We start from the raw sequence: 22,853 nt of genomic DNA, 5'->3' as shown, positions 1-22,853 counted from the left end.
GTGTGAAGTCCTTACTTATCGGATTCCGTCAGGCCCTTGACGAACCAGCTTTGGAAGAAAATGACGACTGCCACAGGTGGCAGGATGGCAATCACTGCCAGAAGATTTGCGCGACCGTACTCAGGTACGTTGTTACCTTCGAGATCCTGAGTGATCTGCTTGATACCGCGCACAAGCGTATACATGTCCTCATCAGTGGTGATCATGGTGGGCCAGAGATACTGGTTCCAACCAAAGACAAACATGATGATGAACATCGCTGCGATCATGGTTTTGGACAGCGGCACAAGGATATCGATGAAGAACTTTCCCGGTCCTGCTCCATCAATACGAGCGGCCTCCACCAGTTCCTCGGGGATAGAGCGGAAGTACTGGCGGAAGAAGAAGGTCGCCGTCGCCGAAGCAATCAGTGGAATGATCAGCCCCTGATAGGTGTTCAACATCCCCAGCTTCTGCACGACCTCATAGGAAGGCAAAATTCGTACCTCAAGCGGCAGAAGCAATGTGGTGAAAATCACCCAGAATGCCAGCGAAGCAAACCGCAGACGGAAATAGACAATAGCGTAGGCCGCCATCATCGCAATCACGATTTTACCCAAGGCAAAGCCAATGCCCAATACGAATGAATTAAACAGCATCCGCGTGCCAGTATTCACACCTGAGAAACCGGATGCCTCAAACATGGCCTTCTGGAAGTTGTCGTCGAGTTGATCACCAATCTTCAGCTGAGGGCCGTATTTAATAACGTCGATATCCGGCACTGTCGTTGTCAGGACAACCATGATCAGCGGCACCAACATAAACAGAGAACCAAGAATCAGAACGGTATGGTCGCCGATAGATCCCCAATTGATGGAACGGCGCGGCGTGTGGGCGGGTGTTTGATCAGCCATATCAGCCCCCTCAAGTATAATGGATTCGCCGGTCGATCAGTCGGAACTGAAAAACCGTGAGTGCCAGGACAAGGACCATCAGAATGACCGACTGTGCAGACGATCCACCGAGATCATTGCCACGGAATCCGTCAACGTAGACCTTGTAAACAAGCGTCATAGGGTTGTTCCCCGGCTCGCCTTTCACCAGCGTATCGACGATGCCAAACGTATCGAACAACGCATAAGTAATATTTATGATCAGCAGGAAAAAACCGGTTGGCGCCAGCAATGGGAAGGTCACATCCCAGAAGCGTCCCGTGGCTGAGCCGTTGTCGATTAAAGCCGCCTCGCGCACAGAACGCGGAATGGACTGAAGCCCTGATAGAAAGAAGATGAAGTTTACCGGGATCTGTTTCCAGACTGAGACCAGCACCATGGCGGCGGCAGTGTCATCAAAGTTCACCCCAAGGACAAAATCCCATCCAAAGAACCCTGCAAGCCGAGTGAGCGGCCCCCAACTCTGATCGAACATGATCAGTCCGATAAATCCTGCCACCGGCGGGGCAACCGCATAAACCCACATCAAGAGAGTCCGATAGGTACGCGCTCCACGCAGCACATTGTCCGCCTTGACCGCCAGCAACAATGCGATTGCCAAAGAGAAGAAAGTCACGAGAACCGTGAAAACCAAAGTGAATACGGCGACGCGGCGATATTCGTTGTTACCCAGAAGATCCGTGTAGTTCTCCAGCCCGACAAATGTAGACCCAAAACCAAACGGGTCCTGCAGGTAGAATGACGACTGGATTGCATGCCAGGCGGGCCAATAAAAGAAAACAGCGATAATGACGAGCTGCGGCAGAAGCAGCAGGATCGGCATCCACTTGGTTGAGAATCCGGCGCGTTTCACGGTGTGCCTCTTCATTAGAATGCGTGACGGCCGCAGTGGCTGCGGCCGTCACAAGTTAAGGGAAGTCCCTGCGATTATTAGCCTTGGGTCTTAGCGAAACGTGCCAGCAAGTTGTTGGATTCGTCTTCGATCGCTTTGAAGGCGTCTTCAACTGAGGTTTCACCGGTTAGGATGCGGCCGTATTCACGGTTCATCACGTCACGGATCTGCACGTAGAAGCCCATGCGGTAGCCTTTGGTATTGTCACCACCGGGCAGCGACAGCTGCTGGATGCCAACTTCGGCAGCAGGCGCACGGTCATAGTGACCGTCGGATTTCGCCAGCTCGTAGGCAGCTTCGGTGATCGGAACATAGCCGGTCTCTTTGTGCCAGAAATACTGAACCTCGGACGAAGTCAGGAAGTCAAAAAATGCCGCCGTTGCTTTGTTTTCTTCCGCGTCATGGCCCGCCATCGCAAACAGCGACGCGCCGCCGATGAATGTCTGTGTAGGCTCGGTGGTTACGCCTTCCCAATAGGGCAACATAGTCGCAGAGAATTCAAACGGCAGGTCTTTCTTGCTCAGACCACCAAAGGAGCCGGAGGAACCCAACCACATAGCAACCTTGCCTTCTTCAAATGGTGTCTGGTTGTCACCCCAACCGGTGCCGAACCATTCAAAGTGACCGTTTTTCTGCCACTCCGTAACCGCGCTGAAATGCGCTTTGATCGCGTCGTTGTTCACCAGGATCTGGGTGTCGACACTTTCGTAGCCATTGTTGTTGGTCGCAAACGGCAGGTTGTGACGCGAGTGGAAGTTTTCGGTGAAGATCCAAGGCAGATGTGACTGCGACAAAGCAGTGTAGCCTGCTTCTTTCAACGCCGGGGCGGTGACGGACTGGAACTCTTCCCAAGTTTTAGGTGCAGCAACACCGGCTTTTTCCAGCGCCTGGATGTTGTAGTACATGATTGGCGTGGACGAGTTGAACGGCATGCCAATCATTTTGCCGTCGCTGTCGGCATAGAAGTAACGCACGCCAGCGATATAGTCATTGATGTCAAAATCAACGCCATTGTCGGCCAGAAGATCCTGAACCGGGATGGTCGCTCCCTTGGCGCCGATAACAGTGGCTGCGCCCGCATCAAAAACCTGCATCACATTGGGCTGCTCGCCGGCGCGGAACGCCGCGATGCCAGCGGTCAGGGTCTCTTCGTATGTGCCCTTGAACACCGGGGTGATCTTGTAATCATCCTGGCTGTCGTTGAAGTCGGATGCGATCTGGTTGACGGTGTCGCCAAGTGCGCCACCCATTGCATGCCACCACGTGATCTCAGTTTCAGCAAAAGCAGCATTTGCAGCAAATGCCAGCGTCGCAGCGGTCGTGAACGTAATACGTTTCATCATCAGTCTCCGGTCTGCCGTTGCCTTTTCAGGTCAACGATCTCAATTGCCCACGGCAGCCGAGACGGCCATCCATGGTGTTATTTTGAAGCGGCCTCCCCTGGGCCTGTGCGGCTCGCTGCGTTTGTCCGTCCGGCTTCTTTTGCCAGCACCTTGTCCGTTGCACCAGAACTGCACACGTGTTCATATAGGCGCGCTATGTAACGTTTGTGTCAAGGGTTGCGGTGTTTCATAAAAAAATCACCTCACCCGAGAAGGGCAGCAGATGAAACGACAAGGGCCGGTTGGCCGCAAGCGCCAGACACGTGTAACCGCAGCAGATGTTGCTGAAATCGCAGGCGTTTCACGCTCGGCGGTATCAAGGGCCTTCACCGAAGGCGCCTATCTTGATCAGGAAAAACGTGAGCGGATACTGCTTGCAGCGCATGAATTGGGATATCAGCCAAATGCCTTGGCAGCCACATTGCAGGGCGCACGCTCCAACCTTGTTGCAGTGTTTGCCGGTGAGATGCGCAATGAATACGACAAGGAAGCAACATCAGCTTTAATTGCCGGCTTAAATGCTGTTGGCAAATGGCCAGTAGTGATCGCAGGCGGGGGTGATCATGCCCGCGATGCGGTTACTCAGGTCTTACGCTATCCGCTCGACGCGATGATTCTACGCAGTGGAAGCCTTGCGACAGAAATCGTAGAGCTTTGCAGCAAACTGCATATCCCCGTCATCGCATCCGGTCGAATCATCGATGCAGAGGGCGTCGACAATATCTGTCTGCGCAATCACGAGGCGGCAGAACTGGCCGCAGATCTCTTTTCACAACGCGGCCGCTGCAGAATCGCGCTTGTTGGCGGACCCGGAGAATTTGGGGCAACAGCAGAGCGACGCAGCGGGCTACTAGCAGGGCTGGAAGAAAAAGGGATCACACTCGCGGGCGAGACCGCCGGCAACTACACGACCGAAAGCGGGTACTTCGCCACCCAAGCGCTGCTCGCGGACACAAATTTCGACGGCATATTCTGTGCCAATGATGCGATGGCCATTGGCGCGCTCGGCGCGTTGCGAGATACAGGTCGCGTGGTGCCCAGCGATGTTTCGGTAGTTGGGTTTGATGACATCGAAATGGCACGCTGGCCAACCATCCGCCTGACCACGTTGCGAAACCCAATCGACGAAATGGTTGCAGCAGTTCTGCGCTGCTTGGATAGTCGCCTTGATCACCCACAAGCCGCCAAAGAAACCGTGCGACTGGACGCCGAGATGATCCTACGCGACACCCACTAAGCCACAGATACCGCCCCACACAAACACTGCGGTAAAAATCCCGCGCCGTGGCAGAATAGCTTACGGAGACGGCCAGCATTACCGCTAGGCATAGTTGACAAATCTATGTTGTTTTGCCGAACCGATGGCTGGGGTGGTAGGATTCGAACCTACGATCTTCAGTACCAAAAACTGTTGCCTTACCACTTGGCCACACCCCATCGGTGAGCGGCTGTCTAATGCCAGATATCCGGGGGCGCAAGAGGGTTTGTAGAAAAAAATGCAGTTTTGCTTCTGCCTTTTCGCCCCCTAGATCAACCCTCTGAAACAACTAAAGCCTGCAGCTTATTCCACCCTGATCAACTGGTCTTTATGACGATGGATCCAGCTCGTTTGCCACATTCAACGGCCTCATGCGCCTTCGCAGTATCTGCGAGCGTAAACACCTCGGCGACTGGTAGCGAAAGTGCATTATCACCCGCAGCTTTGTTAATCTGCTCTATGGCACTCAAACGCACCTGCGGCGGTAGCAGATACACTAACGCCAATTCCAACGTCACAGATTTAAACATCAAAGGATAGAAAGGCAGGCTGGGCGACATCACCGCCGCAGACCCATAGGCCGTGATACGACCGTTAGGCGCGATAACGGCTGAATCGACCTCGCTATTTTTGCCAAATTCCACCTCCACAATATGCTCGACCAGCCGCCCGGCATTTGCCTCCAGGATCTGATCCGCAAGATCGCCGTCGCTGTAGTCCGCTACAGCATCGGCCCCAGCGTTCCTTACCCTGTCAAATGACACAGGAGAGCAGGTCGCAATCACCCGCGCGCCGCCCCATTTCGCCAACTGCACCGCCAAATAACCGACAGTACCAGCACCGCCCTGCACCAGAACTGTCTTTCCCTTGACGTCGCCTGCTGAAAAAACCGCGTGAGCTGCTGTGAGCGCTGGAATACCTAAGATAGCGCCCTGCTGCAGATCCAGCCCCTTCGGCATTCGTACGGCCTGATCTGCAGGCAAGGTTATCGAGCCGGCTGCAGTGCCGAAAGGTCGCTGCCATTGGCCGTTCCAGATCCAAACTTCCTCACCGACCCGGTTCGGGTCGATCCCTTCACCCACCTCGGCAATCACGCCGGATCCAGCGCTATGTGGAATGATTTGCGTATAAGGCAGTTCAGTAACACCGGCACGCGCCCCCGCCCGCGCCTTGACGTCCGAGAGGTTAACACCGGAATACGCCAAATCTACGCGCAGCTCACCTGGGCCTGGTGGAGTTTCTGGTAGGTCTTGCAGGCGCAACACGGCCTCAGCAGGGCCGAATGTTTGATATGTGATTGCTTTCATGGGGGCCTTCTCAAACTGACACGACTGATATGAACGCGCGCCGACAATAGCCTCTCACAAAAGCCGAGACGCGGCGGACCTTCAAGCCCTCCGCGTCTTACTGCAATCAATTACCCAATGTCTTCATCTTACGCCGATCGGACTCAGGCAGGCACACCCGCAGATCGAAGAGCCTTGCTCCAATCCTTGCCAAAAGATGCATTGGCCGCTGCGTGTTCTTTCTCATAGAAAGTTATGTTGAAATCAGGCAGCACATCCAACAGAGACTTAACAACGTCCCGCGCCTTGTCTGACTGTCCCAGAGCTTGCAAAGCAATCGCCTTGGTTCTCAGGGTGGCTGGAAACGTCGGATTTGCCTGTAGCGACCGATCCGCCAGGCTGACCGCACGGTCATAGTTTTGCGCGCCGAGATTGGCTGTCGCCGAGAGTGAATCAAAGTAATATCGTTGCGGCCCCAGTGGCGACAATCTGCGTGCAGCATCGGTCAGGCGCACTGCATCTTCCGGCTGGTTCTGATAGGCGAGAGTTGTCCCTTTCAATAGCAACGCTAGCGCCTCGTTCGGGTTGTCCTTCAGGGCAAGATCATAGGAATCTTGTGCCAGATCGAACCGGAACATCAGATGGCTTGCGATAAGTCCGCGAACCGTCAGAGCCAAAGAGAAGGATGGATCTTGCGCCAAAGCCGCTGCGACGAGCTGATTGGCGAGATGTGCATCCAGCTGCCTATCCGTTGAGAAGCCCTTCTGCACGCGCATCACATGCCACATCGCCATCCAAGTCAGTGCTACCGGATGCTGAACCTCGCGCTCCAGCAATACCGTAAGAATTTCCTGAGCCTGATTGAAGTGGGGCATCTGCATGTCCTGCATCAGCGCTATCGCAGCCATTAACAACGTGTGGCTATCGTGTTTGGACAAGGGTCGGAAGCCAACCAGCCGCACAGATTCGCCAACAACCGTCCAGCCAATTTGTGCTGTCACATCCCGAAGCGCGGTACTGGAACCACTTGTCAAAACTGACAAGGATTCAGAGAAATCACGTGACCAGATCACGCGCTCACGCTCAGCGTCATGCAGGTCAACCTGAAGGCGGTAGGTCTGACCCGTAACATTCACGGTTCCAGACACCAGATAGCTTGCCCCTGCCTGTGAATACACTTCACTAGGACGGACCTGATGCGGGTCAAACTGTCGTGACGCCAGATAAGATGTCACACAAAATGCGTGGCTGCGTGACAGGTGACGCACCAATTCCTCAGAGAGCAAAGCGCCAAGAGGCGACTTTGCCTCACCCGGAGCGCGATGAACAAAAGGAAGAACAGCGATTGGTGGCGACAGGCTGTCAAGCACGGCACGGCTATAGTCACGTAGCATTCCAGTTGCTGCGCGGTTTCGCGCATCAGCACGCGTCAGCTCGTTGCGTTGCTGTTCCAACCAAACCGCAAACGTCGTCTCATGAGGGAGTTCGAACCCCTCCATAAAATCACCCCGGCTAGGATCGGTATCCACTTCAATCTTGGCGAGATCCAGAACCACCCGTTCACGATTCGCGGAAAGTAAGGCCGCAGATTCAGATCCGAGATGCCGCCTGAGGGTCGAAAGAGCCGTTCGCAAACTGGCTTTTGCCTGTTCTGGCTGTGCAAGGCTCCAAAGAGTCCGTTCCAAAAAGGCTCGGGTCCGAACGCCCCCTTCCGCAGTAGACAACAGTGCTAGCAATGCTTGGTGCTTTGACCCGAGGAGAAGACTTTCTCCTTCAGGCAAAAAAACTCCAAACGCGCCGAAATGGCGAATTCTAAGTTTATTTTCCATATCCCAAACCCAATACCTTTAGCAATGCGACCGGAACCTAAACCCCCTCATTCCGATCAAATTGATTACCCACTTATTAACCATCTCACACTGTATGATAAATGTCATCAAAAATTATACAACCTAAGCGATTATAAGTGTGTGAATAGCGCACACATGTGGAGTTTCTTGTACGCCATCGAAAATGCCCGCTATGGGAGCGCTTTTGCTAGAAAACCTGAAATATTCAAATGTGCTAGCTTGCTATGCTTCCGGCACAAACCGGTAACCACTACCTGCCTTCACTACGTGACCGACGCCGCCATTGGGCAAGTGATATCCCACAATTCTCATTTGTTTTGCAGACAACCATTGCAATAGCTGGCGCCGTACTTTTGCAGCAGTCCCGGGATCTTGGTCAGAAGCGATTTCCCAGTCTGGCTCGGAAAAACTAAGATGTGCATTAGTCACAGAATCTCCCAACACCATCACACTGTCATGTTCGCCAGCGATCTCGAACGACATATGTCCGGGAGAATGACCAAAAGTCGCCCTAGCGGCGACACCCGGAAGGATCTCCGCACCATCGGGAAACAGGCTGATCCTCTCAGCCAACGCCATCAAGCGCCGTTGTGCTCCCACAGCCATAGAGGCACGCTCATCACCGATGGCTTCAACCGTTGCCGGGTCAGACCAATAGTCCCATTCTTGTCGCCCCATCATGTGCTCGGCATTGAGAAACAAGGGCTCGTCAAAATCATCCAGTACTCCCCACAAATGGTCCGGGTGGCAATGTGTGAACACGACATGAGTGACATCCTCCGGGCTAACACCAACGGCTGCCAAAGCATCTGAAAGCAACCCCGTTCCTTCCTGAAACGCTGGCCCTGCGCCCGTATCGAAGAGAACAATGCGATCTTCGTCTCGCAACAGCGTAACATTTAACTCTGGTGTAAGCTGATCACTGGGAGACATCCCGTGCTCAGCGAGGACCGGAGCAAGGATCTCTGGGTCGAGATCGCCGTATAGAAAAGTGGGCGGCAATTGCATTTGTCCATCTGAAAGACTGAGGATCTCGGCCTTGCCAAGCGTCACTTTGGTTTCCGCCCAGACGCGGCCGGACGGCGCCAGTGCCATCCCAGACCCCAACCCCTGTACAAAGCGTCGTCTTGTTACTGCCATGACTGTTCTCTCCCAATTGATGTGAGAAATAATATTCGAATGTATGCATGAAATGAAGCCCGGTAGACGAAGCCAGTTGGATATTGCCTGCCCTAGACCAATTTCAGAATGGCCAAAGCCGACAGATATATATCTGTCGGCTGTGTTTCTTTAGGGACGGCAGTGACCGCTTACTTACGGCTAAGCTCTTTCCAGATGCCATTCTCGACGACCGAGATCACAATCACATCCGCGCCACGATGGTCGTCTGGTCCGTAGGTGATCTGTGTATCGGTCAACGCGTCAAAGAAATCGAGGCTTTCCATTGCGCTAATAAAGCTCTGATGCGTCAGGTCTGGGCCAGCAGCCTCTAACGCGTTCACTACGGTGTTGGCGGCGCTATACCCGAGCATGGCAAATCCGCCTGCGGGCTGGCCAAATTTTGCATCGTAGTCAGCGATAAATTTTGCAGGCGCTTCATCGTCGGATCGGGCAATTAAGTCCGCCCAGCCGGCCGCCGCATAAAGCCCATCGGTTACCCCACCGGGAACCGCAGCCACGACCTCAAGAAACCCGGCTGAGGTATTGAGGAATTTTACATCGGTCCAGCCTAATTTCTTAGCAGTTCCGACGACGGTAATACCTTGACGCACGCCCAGCGCCATCGTGACAACGTCGCAGCCTTCAGCTTTCAGCTTGGTCAATGACCCAACAAAATCTAGCTCATCAGGTTTATGCGTTGTCTCGGCCGCAAAACTCAGCCCCAATTCCGCCGCGATATCCTCACTGCCTTCTTTGATCTCTTTGCCGAAATCAGATGGGATATACATCGAGCAAACTTCTTTGGCATCGAATTCCTCTGCCAAATAGATCACCCCGGCTTGAACCTGATCATAGTAGCTGGAAAAGCCAATAAACTTATTTTCAACCGGGTCCTGCAACATCTGCCGAGCTGCGGTTAGCGGACTGATATTGGGAATGCCTTTGGGGTCTAGTAATTTGAAACCTGCAATATTCATTGGGGTTCCAAGCGACAAAAGCATCGCAAAGGCTTTATCGCGGTTCAAAAGCTTGTTGTACCCCTGCATCGCACGCGGAATCTGGTAGCCATTGTCCTCGACCACGAAACGGATTTGGCGACCGTGAATACCACCGTTTGCATTTGCTTCATCGAAACGCAGATTGGCACCATTCACCGCCGGAACGCCCACAGCAGCAAATATCCCGCTTAGATCGTTGACCGACCCCAGCACGATTTCACTGTCACTGACACCCTGCGTTTCAGCCAGTACATAGGGCGCAAACCCTACTGCCATTGCAGCCCCGACGAGCCTCGCTGTCCATATCTTCATCTGCGCTTACTCCCTTATTTCCCCTGGCGCAGTCGCGCCTGTTTGTCAGTACATCTCATCAATCAGGTTCTTGTGCTTTTCCTCCACAAGCCCGCGTTTCAGTTTCATCGTTGCCGTCAGCTCGTCGTCCTCAGCCGTGAGCAGAACATTGATCAGGCGGAAATCCTTGAGCTGTTCAACGCGGGCAAAGTCCTTGTTCACCGCATCAACTTCACTCCGGATCAGGTCGACCACCGGAGCTGCTGCGCAGAGCGAAGCAAAATCACTAAAGGGGATTTTCCGGTCTTGGGCAAATTTCTCGACGTTTTCCTGATCGATCATAATAAGGCAGGTCAGAAACTTACGCCGATCTCCAATCACCACCGCATCAGCAACATAGTGGCTGAACTTCAATCGACTCTCGATTTCCGCCGGAGTGATGTTCTTTCCCCCGGCGGTAATGATGATATCCTTGATCCGCCCCGTAATGGTGAGAAAGCCGTCTTCATCCAAACGTCCGACATCTCCCGTGCGCAACCAGCCATCGTCGGTATAGGTCTCGGCGGTCTTTTCCGGTTTGCGCCAGTATCCTTGAAAGTTATTAAGCCCCCACAGTTGGATTTCACCATCCGGCGCAATTCGAACTTCAACGCCCGGTACCGCTTGACCGACGGTCCCAGGACGGTGTGACAAAACTCGATTCACAGCAGTCAGGCCTGCGTTTTCAGTCATTCCGTATCCCTCGATCAGGGGCACGCCAATAGACCAGTACCACAGCAGAAGCTGCGGTGAGATTGGTGCCGCTCCGGTGCCGCCTCGTCGCAGCCGGTCTAAACCCAACATGCGACGCAGATTGCGCAGAACTAACATATCCCAAAGGCGATAGCGCAGCGCGATGACAGTCGGCACCGGTTTAGATGCCAATACATACTCCGCCCGTGCTGCACCTGCAGCCACCGCTCGATTAAACGCCCAACGCCCCAAACCGGTGGCTTCCTGCGCCAGTACCAAAACACGGGAATAGACTTTCTCCCAGACGCGCGGCACGGCAAAGAATGTCGAAGGTGACACCTCCTGCATATTGTCAAAAACCGTTTCCGGGCTCTCCGCAAAATTCACTGTGCTACCTGCCGCCATCGGCAAATAGACAGAAACGTTGCGCTCAAGGATATGACACAGCGGTAGAAAACATAGCTGCTCGTCTTCCGGGAACACTTCAAGCGCGCGTGCTCCCGCCTCCATCGTTCCGAGGATATTCTCGTGGCTCAGCATCGCACCCTTGGGCAACCCAGTCGTGCCCGATGTGTAGATCAGCAGCGCTGTCTCCTCAGGTCGGGATTGTGCAATAGCATCCTCAAACGCAGTCGGGTTGGCGTTCTTAAACGCCGTACCTTGATCATAAAGATCATCAAGAGACATACATTTATCGTGCCTCAGATCGTGCAGCCCGTCGCAATCCAGAATGATGACCCAACGCAGATGCGGAACGTCGCTCTCGATCTCCAGAAACTTATCCAGCTGCTCGTCATTCTCTACGACAAGAAACCGACTGCCGCTGTCTTTGATCAGATAGGCGAGTTGCTGGGCTGAATCTGTCGTATAGACACCTGAAGCGATCGCACCCGTACACTGGATGCCCATATCGAGATAGAGCCACTCCTTGCGGTCTTCGCTGAGGATTGAAACAACTTCGCCACGTTCCAACCCCAGAGCCATCAGACCGAGGCTGATCTTCTCAGCACCATCCCAGTAGTGCCGCCAGGAATAGGCCTTCCAGATGCCCATATCCTTTTCTCGGTGGGCAGTACGATCCCCCAGCTGGTTACAGCGCAAAGAGAACAGCTTGGCTACCGTATCGCAACCATCAACCATGACGGGCCTCTGCCCAGGCGTAGCGTTGTAGATCGCACCGTTTAGTTCGATCTGCGGAAGCGGAGCCTCCGTGTTACCGAACCCTGCTTTACTGTGAGTCGCTGCCGCTATCTGTGTCACCGCTGTCCCCATCCCCGCATCGATATCTCCGTCCATTTTCTCTCTAAATCACGGGCTACCTTAATCACGGGCTACCTTACTGGTTAGCGCCATGTCTTCTTTCGCTTCCACCGTTTCTCGCTGCGCTGCCCCGCTTCCTGATGACCAAGGTAGAACGACTTGATGTCGTCACTCTCCATCAAGCGATCCGCACTACCGCCCATCACAATGCGCCCAATCTCCATGACATACCCGACATGCGCCAATTCCAGCGCGATTCGCGCATTCTGCTCGACCAGCATCATGGTCACACCCTCGTCACGATTGAGACGTTTGAGAATGCCAAAGATTTCCTGCACCAACAGAGGTGACAGGCCAAGGCTGGGTTCATCCAGCAGCATGATACGCGGTCGCAGCATAAGGCCCCGCCCAATCGCCAACATCTGTTGCTGACCACCCGACAAGGTGCCCGCCTCCTGATTTCGTCTCTCCGCAAGGATCGGGAAGTAATCGAACACCATCTGGCGGTCGCGCTCAATCTCTCCATGATCACTGCGGGTATAGGCGCCCAGTGTCAGGTTTTCCTCAACGGTGAGAAGCGGAAAGACTTCACGCCCCTCCGGTACATGCACTACGCCTCGGCGGACGATACGGTGCGGCTCCTCGCCCTGGATCTCCGTTCCGTCAAAACTGACGGTGCCTTTTTCGGGATCCATGATACCGGAGATTGTCTTGAGCAGAGTTGATTTCCCTGCTCCATTCGCGCCCAGCACAGTAACGATTTGACCCGCGGCGACCGACAGTGAGACACCACGTATGGCCATGATAGGCCCGTAAAAGCTCTCCAGATTGCGAATGTCCAACAAGGCTTCGCCCATCACATGGCCCCCGCGCCCAGATAGGCTTCAATTACTGCTGGATTGGCCTGCACCTCTGATGGCGTGCCTTCAGCCAATTTTGCACCGTCAGCAAGGGCCAACACCCGGTCCGACACCCCCGAAACCAATCCCATGTCATGCTCAACCATCAACACCGTGATGCCCATCTGCTTGCGGATGTCGTCGATCCACCAGCGCATGTCCTGGGTCTCCTCCACCGACAACCCTGACGCAGGCTCATCCAGCAACAATAGGCGCGGCTCAGAGGCAAGCGCACGCCCCAGCTCGACCACCTTACGCACCCCATACGGGAGTCCCGCGATCATCTTGTCGCGATAGGGTTGGAGGTCGAGAAAATCGATCACTTCTTCCACCGCCTCACGATGCTGACGCTCTTCTCGCCTGACACGTGGGGCAAAAAACAGCTCCTCAATCAGTGTTGTACGCCGATGGCGATGGCGGCCAACCAGTAGGTTCTGCAGTACCGTCGCATGATCGAACAATTCTATGTTCTGAAACGTCCGCGCGATCCCGAGGTCAGCCACGGCATCTGCATTACATTGCAACAAATCGCGCCCATCAAAACTGAAACCGCCATTATATGGCTGGTAAAACCGCGAAATCAGATTGAAGACAGTCGATTTTCCAGCACCGTTTGGTCCAACGATGGCGTAGACCTCCCCCTCCTCGACTGAGAAGCTCAGATCATTGACCGCCACCACGCCGCCAAATTTCAACGTTGCATTCTCGATCTGTAACAGGCTCATCGCAGACGCTCCGTTTTCAGATAGGATTTTTGACGCCGGAACATATCTTTGCGGGCAAAGGGAAACAGTTCGAACCAAATGCGTATTTTCAGCCAACGCCCGTAAAGACCCATCGGCTCAAACAAGATGAACAAGATCAGGATCATTCCAAACACACCGGTTTCTAACCCCGGAATCGCGACACCGCTGCCCAGCACACTGTCTTTCAAAATCGACAACCCCTGCGGCAGAAAGGCAACCACAGCCGCTCCGAAAAATGCGCCGTGGATAGACCCAAGCCCGCCGATCACGATCATCATCAACAGGGTAATGGAGATCACCAACGAGAACGTCTCGTTGTTGAAAGCACCGGCATAGTACCCCATCAACGCCCCGGCCCAGCCAGTAATCATGCAACTCAGACCAAAAGCCGTTGCCTTGGTCCGGGCAATATGAACGCCCATCGCAGTGGCGCTGACTTCACTGTCGCGTACAGCGGCGAAGGCCCGACCAATGGGCGATCGCAACAGATTGCGGTAAAATAGCGTACAGATGACCGTTACACCCAGAACCAGATAGTAGAACCGCACGGGCATGGTCCAACGTTCGATCTCTATCCCAAACAGGCTGATCACATCCGGAAACTTGCCAGACACACCGCCGGTCCACGGTTCAAGCAAAACGATAATGTCATCCGCAAGGATTGATAGAGCGATGGTCGCAATTGCCAAGTAGATGCCATGCAGCCTCAGCGCCGGTATGGCGATGATGGCTCCGACTAGGCCGGTCAAGACACCTGCCAGCGGAAACGCAAGTACGAAAGGCAATCCCTGTTCAATCAGGATTGTGTTCGTGTAGCAACCAATCGCCAGAAACGCCGCATGGCCAAGGCTGGCTTGTCCGGTTTGCCCAGTTAGCAACATCAACCCCAAACCGGCGACCGCCCAGATCAGAACATTGGTGACTTCACCGATATAAAACTCGTTGATCAGCATCGGCAGGAGCAGTGCCAGCACCATCAGTGCGCCATAAATCAGTAGACTATGACGGTCGGGAAACAGGCGAATGTCGTGATCGTAGCTCGTTTTGAACTGAATCCGCATCCGCCTATACCTTCTTAGTTCGGACTTGACTGAACAGACCATGTGGACGGAAGACCAGCACCACAAGCAGCAGCGCGTATGGTGCGATCTGCGAATAGCCTGCGGCCAGATACCGGGCAGCAAACGGTTCAATGATGCCAACGATCAATCCACCAGCCAATGCCCCCGGAAGCGAGCCGAAGCCGCCGATGACTGCCGCCGCAAATGCCTTGATGCCCAACAGGCCTGCATTAGGGTCTATTGCGCCCTTCGAGGCAAAAAGTATGCCGGCAACCGCCGCAGTTGCACCCGAAAGACCCCAAATAAACCCCTGAACTCGTTTGACCGGAATACCCATAAAGTAAGCCGCCATCTGGTTCTGGCTCGCGGCCTGCATAGCAAGCCCAAGTTTGGTGCGTTGAAAGAACTGATAAAGTGACCAGGTCAGCAACACCGTGACCACAATAATGGCTATGTCGGCGAGACCCAAAACCACGCCGGCCAGCTGCACATCACCCAGGGCCAGCGGGCTCTTCAACGTCTGGGGTTCATGTCCCCAGATCGCGCCAGCAACAAACCGAATAACGAACCCCAATGCGATGGTCAGGATTACAACCGCAGTCTGGTTCTGACCAAAGAGGTGGCGTAGAATTATAAGGTCAAGCAGATAGCCAAGCCCAGCCATGATCGCGATAGACAGGGGCGCGGCCAGCCAGAACGGAAGATGCAGGTATTCGGCGTTGGTAAGCCCCAACGTCACGAATGCACCGAGCATCATAAAGTCGCCTTGAGCGAAATTAACCGCCTCAGTGGCTTTATATATCAGCACGAAACCAAGCGCGATAAGGCCGTAGACACAGCCGTTCGCAAGCCCGCTCACCAGCAGCTGCACTCCGTCCAAATTGTCCTCCCCTGCCCTTTAAGGGCGGTTTTGCGCAGCCGATATGCAATACGCGCTTCCTCAGGCTCGTTTGTTGCTGCGATTAAACCCAGAGTAGAGAGGATGAATTTCACCTGTCAATGCGCGCGACCCTGCGTCAAAGCCAGAAAAACGGGGTTCAAGATTCGCTGAATCCACCTAGCATTCGCGGCAGATCGCTTGGGCGGAAATTTCGTTCTGGCTGATTATCTGACTGTCTACGCCTGATCAGGCGATTCAGGTACAGAGACCTTTCAACGCTGCACAAAATCTCGCAGCCGCAGGCGACAGCCTGTGTTCGCTGCGCAAGCAAAGCCCAACCGGCCCGCGCGTGCTCTCAGTATCTACTGGCAGTTCGACCAAAGCTCCGACGGCGAGATCAGATCGTACAACACCGTGGCTGATGATCCAAATCCCCTGATGCGCCAATGTGAACTGGCGCCCAAAAGTCGAAGACACAGTCTCAATCGCTGCGACCGGCATTTGAATACGTTGCTCCAGAAACATCCGCTCAACTGCGGATCGAATGATAGACGTTGGCGGTGGCATTAAGACCGGAAACTCACCAAACAAAGCGTCCGGCAGATCATCCGCTGCGATGCGTGTAAGCGGATGGTCCGGAGCCACCACCACAATGACGCGCTCACGAAACAGCGGATCGAAATCTATACCGACCATGCTATCTGGGGCGGGTAACCGTCCGACGACAATGTCCAACTCCCCTCGGCGTAGAAGATCAAGAAGATACCGGTTGTCACCGGTGCTCACTGTAAATCGATTGCGCCCCCCCTGCTCCCATATGCTAGCCAGCGCCTGTGGAACGACTGTGGCTGAAACTGTCGGCAAAGCTCCAATTGCGACCTTGGAGCCTTCGATCGCATCCATTTCGCGCAACATCTCAACGCCGTCACGTGTAAGCGCAAGGCTACGTCCGGCGTAGTCGCGAAACATCTCGCCGTAAGCGGACAACCGAATGCCACGTCCGTGTTTCTCCACCAGGGGTTTTTCGCAGATAGCTTCCAATTCGCGCAGTGCCCGCGTGACGGCCGGTTGGGTCATTCCCAACCGCTCGGCTGCCTGGGTCACGCTCATCTTTCTGGCGACCTCTACAAAAACCTCAAGGTGGCGGAGTTTTAGTTGAGACGATAGACGCATATCATTTTCAACATAAAAACATCCAAGTTACAGCATTATACAGATCAATAACGATATGAAATAAGACATAGCGAATGGAGGACCATATGCGCAACCCACTGTATGACATCGGCAAAGATGTTCGCCGCCAGGTGCTTGGTGACGCCCATGTCGCCGGCGCAGATGCCGCGATAACGCCACTGGATGCACCTTTCCAATCGCTCATTACTGAGGGTGCTTGGGGAACCGTATGGGCCTCTGACCAGATCAGCCAACGTGAGCGATCCATGCTGACGTTGGCGCTGCTTGCAGCATTGGGCAACTTCGAAGAGATCCCGATGCACATACGTGCGACCGCCAACACAGGCGCGACGTCGACGGATATAGCGGAGGCTTTCCAGCATGTTGCCATCTATGCCGGAGTGCCGCGTGCCAATCGCGCCCTGAAACTCGCGAAAGAAACCTACGCCGAGATGGCCAACGAACAACTCGATGCAGAATACAGTGCAGGAGACAGCAGTGGCACCCCCTGACTATTACACCCGTGATCGCCAATGGCATCCGCCCGCTTTTGCGCCAGCCTATAAGACATCCGTTAGCCGGTCGCCCCGACTGCCGCTTCTCAGCCTTGAAAACACAGCAAGTGAGATCACCGGCCCTACGTTCGCGCCAACGGATATCGGTCCGACTGACAATGATCTGCTGATAAACTATGCAAGCGACGGTGGTAGCCCGATCGGTGAGCGAACATTACTGCATGGCAGAGTTCTAGATGAAAACGAGCGGCCTGTACCCAATACACTGGTCGAGATCTGGCAAGCCAACGCTTCAGGCCGGTATCGGCACAAAAAAGACGGCTATCTCGGCGCATTAGACCCGAATTTCGGTGGCTGCGGCCGCGTTTTGACTGATGACCAAGGCCGCTATTCCTTTCGCACAGTGAAACCGGGGGCATACCCTTGGCGCAATGGCATCAATGACTGGCGCCCGGCTCACATCCATGTCTCCGTCTTTGGACATGCCTTTGCGCAAAGGCTGATCACACAGCTATATTTCGAGGGCGATCCGCTTATTCCTCGTTGTCCTATCGTCAATTCCATTCCTGATCCCGCTGCCGTTCAACAGCTTATTGCCCGGCTTGACATGGACGAAACGCTTCCGCTGGATATGATCGCCTATCGGTTCGATATTGTGCTTCGCGGACGTCGATCGACGATTTTCGAAAACCGGATGGAGGGAAACTGATGCTTCCACCCCTAACACATCTGAAAGAAACGCCCTCTCAAACCGCAGGGCCATATGTGCACATCGGCCTGGCCCCTGGCGCCGCCGGGTTTGCGATCTATGAAACCGAACTTGGTCAGGACATTGCGGGTCCGGAAGCCAAAGGCCAGCGCATCCGGATTGAAGGTCAAGTCTTTGACGGCACCGGAACTCCTCTAAAGGATGTGCTGATCGAGACTTGGCAAGCCAATGCTGACGGCATCTATGCGCACCCGGAGACACCGGACCGTGCGCCAAGCGATGGCCAAAAGCGGGTAGAGCCGGGTTTTCGGGGTTGGGGGCGCGCAATCTCAGATTTTGACACCGGAGGCTGGCAATTCGAAACGGTCAAACCCGGATCTGTGCCCGGACGCAACGGCCGGATAATGGCGCCACATATCAATCTCTGGATTGTGGCTCGCGGCATCAACGTAGGCCTGAACACCCGCCTCTATTTCGAGGATGAGCAGGACGTAAACGACGCCGACCCGGTCCTCGCGCTAATCGAGCAAACCCACCGCCGCTCAACCCTGCTTGCACGCCGAAAAAAGCCGAGTGATGCAGGTCATAAAGACCTCTCACTGGTTTACCGTTTCGATATTCATCTACAAGGCTCGGACGAAACCGTGTTCTTCGATATTTAAGGTTCCGCTATGACAACTCCCTGCATCATTTGCGTCGCGATTACGGGTTCAGTCCCGCGCAAAGAACACAACCCAGCGGTGCCAATCAGCATCACAGAGCAAATCGACAGCACTCATGAGGCCTACGAGGCCGGTGCCAGCATTGCCCATTGCCATGTTCGGCAAGAAGATGAGACCCCCACCACGGACCCGGATCGCTTTGCCGAACTAATGGAGGGAATCCGGCGCAACTGTCCTGAGATGATCGTTCAGCTCTCCACCGGGGGCAGGGCTGGAGCCGGGCAAGAACGCGGTGGAATGTTGTCGCTGCAGCCCGATATGGCCTCGCTATCCGTGGGCTCCAACAACTTCCCGACCCGCGTTTACGAAAACCCTCCAGAGCTCGTTGATTGGCTGGCATCGCAAATGCTCAAGTATGACGTCAAACCCGAAATCGAAGCTTTCGACCTCTCTCATATTCATCAGGCAGTTTCGATGTCGCGCGACGGACGTCTCAAGGCTCCGCTTTATGTTCAATTTGTTCTGGGTGTAAAAAACGCAATGCCGGTCGATCGCGATGTGTTCAACTACTATGTCAGAACCATGCAGCGGCTCGCCCCAGAAGCACAGTGGTGTGCGGCAGGGATCGGAGCTGGTCAGATCCAGGTAAACGAATGGGCGATCGCAGCAGGTGGGCATACGCGCACCGGACTTGAAGACAATCTACGGATAGATCGCGAAACGCTGGCTCCGTCCAATGCCTCGCTGGTGCGGAGCGCAGTTGATCTGTGCCAAAAATACGAACGCCCCGTAGCCAGCTGCGAGGAGGCGCGAACGATCCTTGGGCTGCGCCCTGCAAGCCCCTAACTGGAGTCTTCCGTAACAGATTAACGAAGTTGCGCCGCGCAAATTCGATACCGGCGTCGGCCAGTTTTCGCCATCCTCGAAAGAAGCAGCCTCAGTCTGTATTCGCCTCTTGTTTACGCTAATATCGCACCCTATCTCGATAGTGCGCGCGACGCATTCGCAGCAAGAGCCGCTCCTCCCTCGGCTGCTGTTGCCCGTTTGTCTGACCCTCCCAAATAGCAATAGGGCGCAGAATGCGCCGCGCGTTACCAACAAAAATTAGAAACTCCGAGCGCCACCGCCCTGTCAGCCAAAGGTGGACGTCCGCAATGGAGATGAGCGCGGTCAATCAGCAATCTATATTTGGTCAGGCGCTTGTGCCAGGTCTCTCAAAATAGGGCAGTCCGGCCGGTTGTCGCCTGCACAGCAGGTCACCAACTCGGACAGGGTGTCACGCATAGCCTTCAGATCTGCGATTTTAGCACTAATTTTCTCCAGATGCTCTTGCGCCAGTTGTTTCACGTCAGCGCTTGCACGACTCTCATCTTCGTATAGTGCGAGCAGTGTACGGCAGTCTTCTATAGTGAAACCGAGCGCCCGCGCCCGTCCCAAAAACGCAAGTTTATGAAGATCAGTGTCTGCAAAACAGCGATACCCATTGTCGCTACGCTGCGGCTTGATAAGACCAATATCCTCATAGTAGCGAATGGTTTTGGCTGGCAGTCCAGAGCGGCTCGCCACGTCACCGATATTCATGGTTGCACCTCTTCCAATTGCCGCGCGCCCCGAATTTTGAGATCCGCCTCTGACAGATCTAAGTCAGAACGCAGCCGACGCAAGCGCAACGCGTTAGTAATAACAAAAACGCTGGACAACGCCATCGCCCCAGCAGCAAGTCCCGGCGATAGCAACGGACCACCAAACGGCACCAAAAGGCCAGCCGCAACCGGTACCAACAGAATATTGTAGCCAAAGGCCCACCCCAGATTCTGCCGAATATTGCGAAGCGTCGCCCGGCTAACGGTGATGGCTTTTACCACACCATGCAAATCACCTGATACAAGGACGATATCCGCAGTCTCTATCGCCACGTCAGTGCCGGTTCCGATTGCGATACCAACATCGGCAGCTGCCAGCGCCGGGGCATCATTGATCCCGTCACCGACGAAAGCCAACCTACCGTGGTTTCGCTGCAGGGCCTCCAAAGCAGTGACCTTGTCGCCAGGCAGGCAATTTGCCTCAACGATGTCGATCCCCAGGTCGTCTGCAACAGCCTGTGCCGTGGCTGAACCGTCACCTGTTAGCATTGCAACTTTCAGCCCCTGTGCTCTCATCGCGCGAACTGCAACACGGCTGCTGGATTTGACAGGGTCGGTCACTGCTACCAACCCTGCCAATTTCCCATCAACCGCCGCAAATAGAGTGGTCGCCCCCTGCGCAGCAAGCCTCTCAGCCTCTTTTTCAAAGAGCTGAGAAGAAATCCCTTCACGCTGCATAAGACGCGTGGCACCGATCAGAACCTGTTGATCAGCGATACGTGCACGCAAACCATAGCCGGGGATTGCCTCGACATTGGTCGCTACGGGAATATCGTCCCCAGCAGCGGCCATGATCGCTCGCCCAATCGGGTGTTCGGATTGCACCTCTGCCGCTGCCATCAGTCGCAGTAGCTCGGCACGATCAAACCCGTCTGTACAGCGCAGTTCCGTCAATACCGGATGCCCTTCTGTCAGGGTGCCGGTCTTGTCCAACGCAACCACACGGGTTTCCTGTAGCCGTTGAAGTGCATCGCCCTTGCGAAACAGCACCCCCATTTGCGCCGCCCGCCCAATCCCGACCATGATCGATGTCGGTGTCGCCAACCCCATGGCGCACGGACACGCGATGATCAATACAGACACCCCAGCAACCAGAGCATATGGCAAAGCCGGTACCGGCCCAAATACCAGCCATACAAAGACTGTCAGCGCCGCAACCACCATGACCGCAGGTACAAACCAAAGCGTGATCCGATTTACCAACGCCTGCACCGGCAGTTTGGCACCCTGCGCCTGTTCGACCATCCTCACAATCTGTGCCAGCAGCGTATCGGCCCCAACATGGGTTGCCCGATAGTCCAGCACAGCTGAGCCATTGATCGTCCCCGCGCTCAGCATGTCTGCGTCGCTCTTTCCGACCGGAACGGGCTCTCCTGTTATCATACTCTCATCCACGTAGGAACGACCGGTTAGTACAACACCATCAACCGCAATCCGTTCGCCTGGGCGGGCGCGCAAGCGATCGCCAACACTCAACTCAGTCACCGGGCGTTCTTCGACCGCTTGCCCAACGACTACAAGCGCCGTCTTGGGCTGCAAACCAACCAATGCTCGGATCGCCGCTCCGGTTCGGCCTTTGGCGCGGGCCTCAAGCCAGCGTCCCAATAGGATCAACGTGACGATAACCGCAGCAGCTTCATAGTAGACATTCGCGGTACCCGCGGGCAGGACACTCGGCACAAAGGTCGATACAACCGAAAACCCATAAGCCGCCATCGTCCCCATAGCCACCAGTGCATTCATATCAGGTGCACCGCGAAGTAACGCAGGTATGCCCTGACGGTAGAACCTAAGACCGGGCCCGAACAACACCAGTGTAGTCAGCAGGAATTGCAGAATGTGGCTGTTAGAGGTGCCAACTATTTGCGCAACCCAGTGGTGCAATGCAGGAACCACATGCCCCCCCATCTCGATCACAAAAACCGGTAAAGTCAACGCGGCAGCGATAAGGACCCGTCGACCAAGGCTCTGCAATTCTTCCTGCATTTCAATCTGACGACTGTCGGTTCCGGTCCCGTCCACCGGTTTCGCCAGGTACCCCGCAGTTGCACTAGCACGGATCAGACGCTCCAGCGTCAGGGTTTCAGAAACATATGTAACGTGAGCCTGCTCCTGCGCGAGGTTTACATCGGCCGAGATCACACCGTCCACTGCCTGCAAAGCGCGTTCGACCCGACCGACACAGCTAGCACACGTCAACCCAGTGATCCGCAGATCCACTGTGGTCTCTGCCGCAGGATAGCCTGCTTTTGCAAGCGCCACTCTAAATTCAGAAACTGATATATCTGCCAGACCAATTACATGAGCCTTGCGGGTTGCCAGATTAACCGATGCAGTATGCACACCGTTAACCGCTGCAAGCGCCCGCTCTGCCCGGCCAACGCAGCCTGCACAGCTAAGTCCAGTCACCTCGAAACGGAGTTCTCTGACTTGAGGTTTTTCCATCGCTGACACCTTCTTAACATCACACTCTTGATAGATATGGGGCTTCCAGTCAGGGGAAGGTCAAGAGATTATGGGCCG

The 22,853-nt window shown here is 54.8% G+C and carries 20 protein-coding genes and 1 tRNA gene; 5 read left to right on the top strand and 16 right to left on the bottom strand.

Going from position 1 to position 22,853, the window contains the following annotated elements; all coding sequences use genetic code 11:
- Positions 1-11: 11 nt before the first annotated feature.
- The 3 genes from ACEWZM_RS11625 to ACEWZM_RS11615 all read right to left on the bottom strand — a co-directional run bounded on the left by ACEWZM_RS11625 (position 12) and on the right by ACEWZM_RS11615 (position 3,164).
- Positions 12-893: an ABC transporter permease subunit gene (locus tag ACEWZM_RS11625; protein WP_414006578.1), complete on the bottom strand. Its 882-nt coding sequence runs from the start codon at positions 891-893 to the stop codon at positions 12-14.
- Positions 894-903: 10 nt separating this feature from the next.
- The gene (locus ACEWZM_RS11620) at positions 904-1,785 is read right to left on the bottom strand and encodes an ABC transporter permease subunit (RefSeq protein ID WP_414006577.1); all 882 of its coding nucleotides are present in this window, start codon (positions 1,783-1,785) and stop codon (positions 904-906) included.
- A 77-nt stretch (positions 1,786-1,862) separates the two neighbouring features.
- Positions 1,863-3,164: an extracellular solute-binding protein gene (locus ACEWZM_RS11615; RefSeq protein WP_414008018.1), complete on the bottom strand. Its 1,302-nt coding sequence runs from the start codon at positions 3,162-3,164 to the stop codon at positions 1,863-1,865.
- 265 nt (positions 3,165-3,429) lie between these two features.
- Between ACEWZM_RS11615 and ACEWZM_RS11610 the strand changes: the two genes are divergently transcribed.
- Complete coding sequence (locus ACEWZM_RS11610) at positions 3,430-4,443, top strand: LacI family DNA-binding transcriptional regulator (protein WP_414006576.1); 1,014 nt, start codon at positions 3,430-3,432, stop codon at positions 4,441-4,443.
- 125 nt (positions 4,444-4,568) lie between these two features.
- Here the strand turns inward: ACEWZM_RS11610 and ACEWZM_RS11605 are convergent.
- The 11 genes from ACEWZM_RS11605 to pcaQ all read right to left on the bottom strand — a co-directional run bounded on the left by ACEWZM_RS11605 (position 4,569) and on the right by pcaQ (position 16,801).
- Positions 4,569-4,643 (bottom strand) — tRNA-Gln (locus tag ACEWZM_RS11605).
- A gap of 138 nt (positions 4,644-4,781) precedes the next feature.
- Entirely contained in the window at positions 4,782-5,771 is a 990-nt protein-coding gene (locus ACEWZM_RS11600; RefSeq protein ID WP_414006575.1) for an NADPH:quinone reductase, read from the bottom strand.
- A 143-nt stretch (positions 5,772-5,914) separates the two neighbouring features.
- Positions 5,915-7,579, bottom strand: a complete 1,665-nt coding sequence (locus tag ACEWZM_RS11595) for a tetratricopeptide repeat protein (protein WP_414006574.1) — start codon at positions 7,577-7,579, stop codon at positions 5,915-5,917.
- Positions 7,580-7,822: 243 nt separating this feature from the next.
- A complete protein-coding gene (locus ACEWZM_RS11590; RefSeq protein WP_414006573.1) occupies positions 7,823-8,740 on the bottom strand; it encodes an MBL fold metallo-hydrolase in 918 nt (305 codons plus the stop codon).
- A 170-nt stretch (positions 8,741-8,910) separates the two neighbouring features.
- Positions 8,911-10,071 (bottom strand): ABC transporter substrate-binding protein, encoded by a 1,161-nt coding sequence (locus ACEWZM_RS11585; protein ID WP_414006572.1) that lies wholly within the window; start codon positions 10,069-10,071, stop codon positions 8,911-8,913.
- A 45-nt stretch (positions 10,072-10,116) separates the two neighbouring features.
- Positions 10,117-12,054 (bottom strand): AMP-dependent synthetase/ligase, encoded by a 1,938-nt coding sequence (locus ACEWZM_RS11580; RefSeq protein WP_414008017.1) that lies wholly within the window; start codon positions 12,052-12,054, stop codon positions 10,117-10,119.
- Positions 12,055-12,125: 71 nt separating this feature from the next.
- Complete coding sequence (locus tag ACEWZM_RS11575; protein WP_414006571.1) at positions 12,126-12,899, bottom strand: ABC transporter ATP-binding protein; 774 nt, start codon at positions 12,897-12,899, stop codon at positions 12,126-12,128.
- Positions 12,899-13,666 carry an ABC transporter ATP-binding protein gene (locus ACEWZM_RS11570; protein WP_414006570.1) on the bottom strand — a complete coding sequence of 256 codons (768 nt, stop codon included), beginning with the start codon at positions 13,664-13,666 and terminating at the stop codon, positions 12,899-12,901. Before ACEWZM_RS11570 ends, ACEWZM_RS11575 begins: the two co-directional genes overlap by 1 nt.
- Complete coding sequence (locus ACEWZM_RS11565; RefSeq protein WP_414006569.1) at positions 13,663-14,748, bottom strand: branched-chain amino acid ABC transporter permease; 1,086 nt, start codon at positions 14,746-14,748, stop codon at positions 13,663-13,665. Before ACEWZM_RS11565 ends, ACEWZM_RS11570 begins: the two co-directional genes overlap by 4 nt.
- 4 nt (positions 14,749-14,752) lie before the next feature.
- Positions 14,753-15,628, bottom strand: a complete 876-nt coding sequence (locus ACEWZM_RS11560; protein ID WP_414006568.1) for a branched-chain amino acid ABC transporter permease — start codon at positions 15,626-15,628, stop codon at positions 14,753-14,755.
- Between the two features lie 255 nt (positions 15,629-15,883).
- On the bottom strand, positions 15,884-16,801 hold the full coding sequence (gene pcaQ, locus ACEWZM_RS11555) for a pca operon transcription factor PcaQ (RefSeq protein WP_414006567.1): 918 nt from the start codon (positions 16,799-16,801) through the stop codon (positions 15,884-15,886).
- An 86-nt stretch (positions 16,802-16,887) separates the two neighbouring features.
- On the opposite strand from pcaQ, the gene pcaC reads away from it, so the two are divergent.
- The 4 genes from pcaC to ACEWZM_RS11535 are packed head-to-tail and all read left to right on the top strand — an operon-like array spanning position 16,888 to position 19,533.
- The gene (gene pcaC / locus ACEWZM_RS11550) at positions 16,888-17,313 is read left to right on the top strand and encodes a 4-carboxymuconolactone decarboxylase (RefSeq protein ID WP_414006566.1); all 426 of its coding nucleotides are present in this window, start codon (positions 16,888-16,890) and stop codon (positions 17,311-17,313) included.
- A complete protein-coding gene (pcaH, locus tag ACEWZM_RS11545) occupies positions 17,300-18,025 on the top strand; it encodes a protocatechuate 3,4-dioxygenase subunit beta (protein WP_414006565.1) in 726 nt (241 codons plus the stop codon). The genes pcaC and pcaH overlap by 14 nt, the downstream gene beginning before the upstream one ends.
- A complete protein-coding gene (gene pcaG / locus ACEWZM_RS11540) occupies positions 18,025-18,687 on the top strand; it encodes a protocatechuate 3,4-dioxygenase subunit alpha (protein WP_414006564.1) in 663 nt (220 codons plus the stop codon). Before pcaH ends, pcaG begins: the two co-directional genes overlap by 1 nt.
- A gap of 9 nt (positions 18,688-18,696) precedes the next feature.
- Positions 18,697-19,533, top strand: coding sequence for a 3-oxoadipate:acetyl-CoA acetyltransferase (locus ACEWZM_RS11535; protein WP_414006563.1), 837 nt, complete (start codon positions 18,697-18,699; stop codon positions 19,531-19,533).
- 336 nt (positions 19,534-19,869) lie between these two features.
- Here ACEWZM_RS11535 and cueR read toward each other — a convergent pair whose 3' ends face one another.
- Both cueR and ACEWZM_RS11525 read right to left on the bottom strand, forming a co-directional pair.
- Positions 19,870-20,268 (bottom strand): Cu(I)-responsive transcriptional regulator, encoded by a 399-nt coding sequence (cueR, locus tag ACEWZM_RS11530; RefSeq protein ID WP_414006562.1) that lies wholly within the window; start codon positions 20,266-20,268, stop codon positions 19,870-19,872.
- Positions 20,265-22,775, bottom strand: coding sequence for a heavy metal translocating P-type ATPase (locus tag ACEWZM_RS11525; protein WP_414006561.1), 2,511 nt, complete (start codon positions 22,773-22,775; stop codon positions 20,265-20,267). The genes cueR and ACEWZM_RS11525 overlap by 4 nt, the downstream gene beginning before the upstream one ends.
- Positions 22,776-22,853: the final 78 nt, after the last annotated feature.

Origin of the sequence: Phaeobacter cretensis (assembly GCF_047372505.1) — a bacterium.
GTDB lineage: Bacteria > Pseudomonadota > Alphaproteobacteria > Rhodobacterales > Rhodobacteraceae > Phaeobacter > Phaeobacter cretensis.
The sequence above is the reverse complement of the archived record's forward strand: the minus strand, read 5'-3'. Positions and strand labels throughout refer to the sequence as shown.

Bases quoted from the DNA above. Each gene is read 5' to 3' on its own strand.
- ACEWZM_RS11625 (WP_414006578.1), bottom strand. From the start codon at position 893: ATGGCTGATCAAACACCCGCCCACACGCCGCGCCGTTCCATCAATTGG.
- ACEWZM_RS11615 (WP_414008018.1), bottom strand. From the start codon at position 3,164: ATGAAACGTATTACGTTCACGACCGCTGCGACGCTGGCATTTGCTGCA.
- ACEWZM_RS11610 (WP_414006576.1), top strand. From the start codon at position 3,430: ATGAAACGACAAGGGCCGGTTGGCCGCAAGCGCCAGACACGTGTAACC.
- ACEWZM_RS11600 (WP_414006575.1), bottom strand. From the start codon at position 5,771: ATGAAAGCAATCACATATCAAACATTCGGCCCTGCTGAGGCCGTGTTG.
- ACEWZM_RS11595 (WP_414006574.1), bottom strand. From the start codon at position 7,579: ATGGAAAATAAACTTAGAATTCGCCATTTCGGCGCGTTTGGAGTTTTT.
- ACEWZM_RS11590 (WP_414006573.1), bottom strand. From the start codon at position 8,740: ATGGCAGTAACAAGACGACGCTTTGTACAGGGGTTGGGGTCTGGGATG.
- ACEWZM_RS11585 (WP_414006572.1), bottom strand. From the start codon at position 10,071: ATGAAGATATGGACAGCGAGGCTCGTCGGGGCTGCAATGGCAGTAGGG.
- ACEWZM_RS11580 (WP_414008017.1), bottom strand. From the start codon at position 12,054: ATGGGGACAGCGGTGACACAGATAGCGGCAGCGACTCACAGTAAAGCA.
- ACEWZM_RS11575 (WP_414006571.1), bottom strand. From the start codon at position 12,899: ATGGGCGAAGCCTTGTTGGACATTCGCAATCTGGAGAGCTTTTACGGG.
- ACEWZM_RS11570 (WP_414006570.1), bottom strand. From the start codon at position 13,666: ATGAGCCTGTTACAGATCGAGAATGCAACGTTGAAATTTGGCGGCGTG.
- ACEWZM_RS11565 (WP_414006569.1), bottom strand. From the start codon at position 14,748: ATGCGGATTCAGTTCAAAACGAGCTACGATCACGACATTCGCCTGTTT.
- pcaQ (WP_414006567.1), bottom strand. From the start codon at position 16,801: ATGCGTCTATCGTCTCAACTAAAACTCCGCCACCTTGAGGTTTTTGTA.
- pcaC (WP_414006566.1), top strand. From the start codon at position 16,888: ATGCGCAACCCACTGTATGACATCGGCAAAGATGTTCGCCGCCAGGTG.
- pcaG (WP_414006564.1), top strand. From the start codon at position 18,025: ATGCTTCCACCCCTAACACATCTGAAAGAAACGCCCTCTCAAACCGCA.
- ACEWZM_RS11535 (WP_414006563.1), top strand. From the start codon at position 18,697: ATGACAACTCCCTGCATCATTTGCGTCGCGATTACGGGTTCAGTCCCG.
- cueR (WP_414006562.1), bottom strand. From the start codon at position 20,268: ATGAATATCGGTGACGTGGCGAGCCGCTCTGGACTGCCAGCCAAAACC.
- ACEWZM_RS11525 (WP_414006561.1), bottom strand. From the start codon at position 22,775: ATGGAAAAACCTCAAGTCAGAGAACTCCGTTTCGAGGTGACTGGACTT.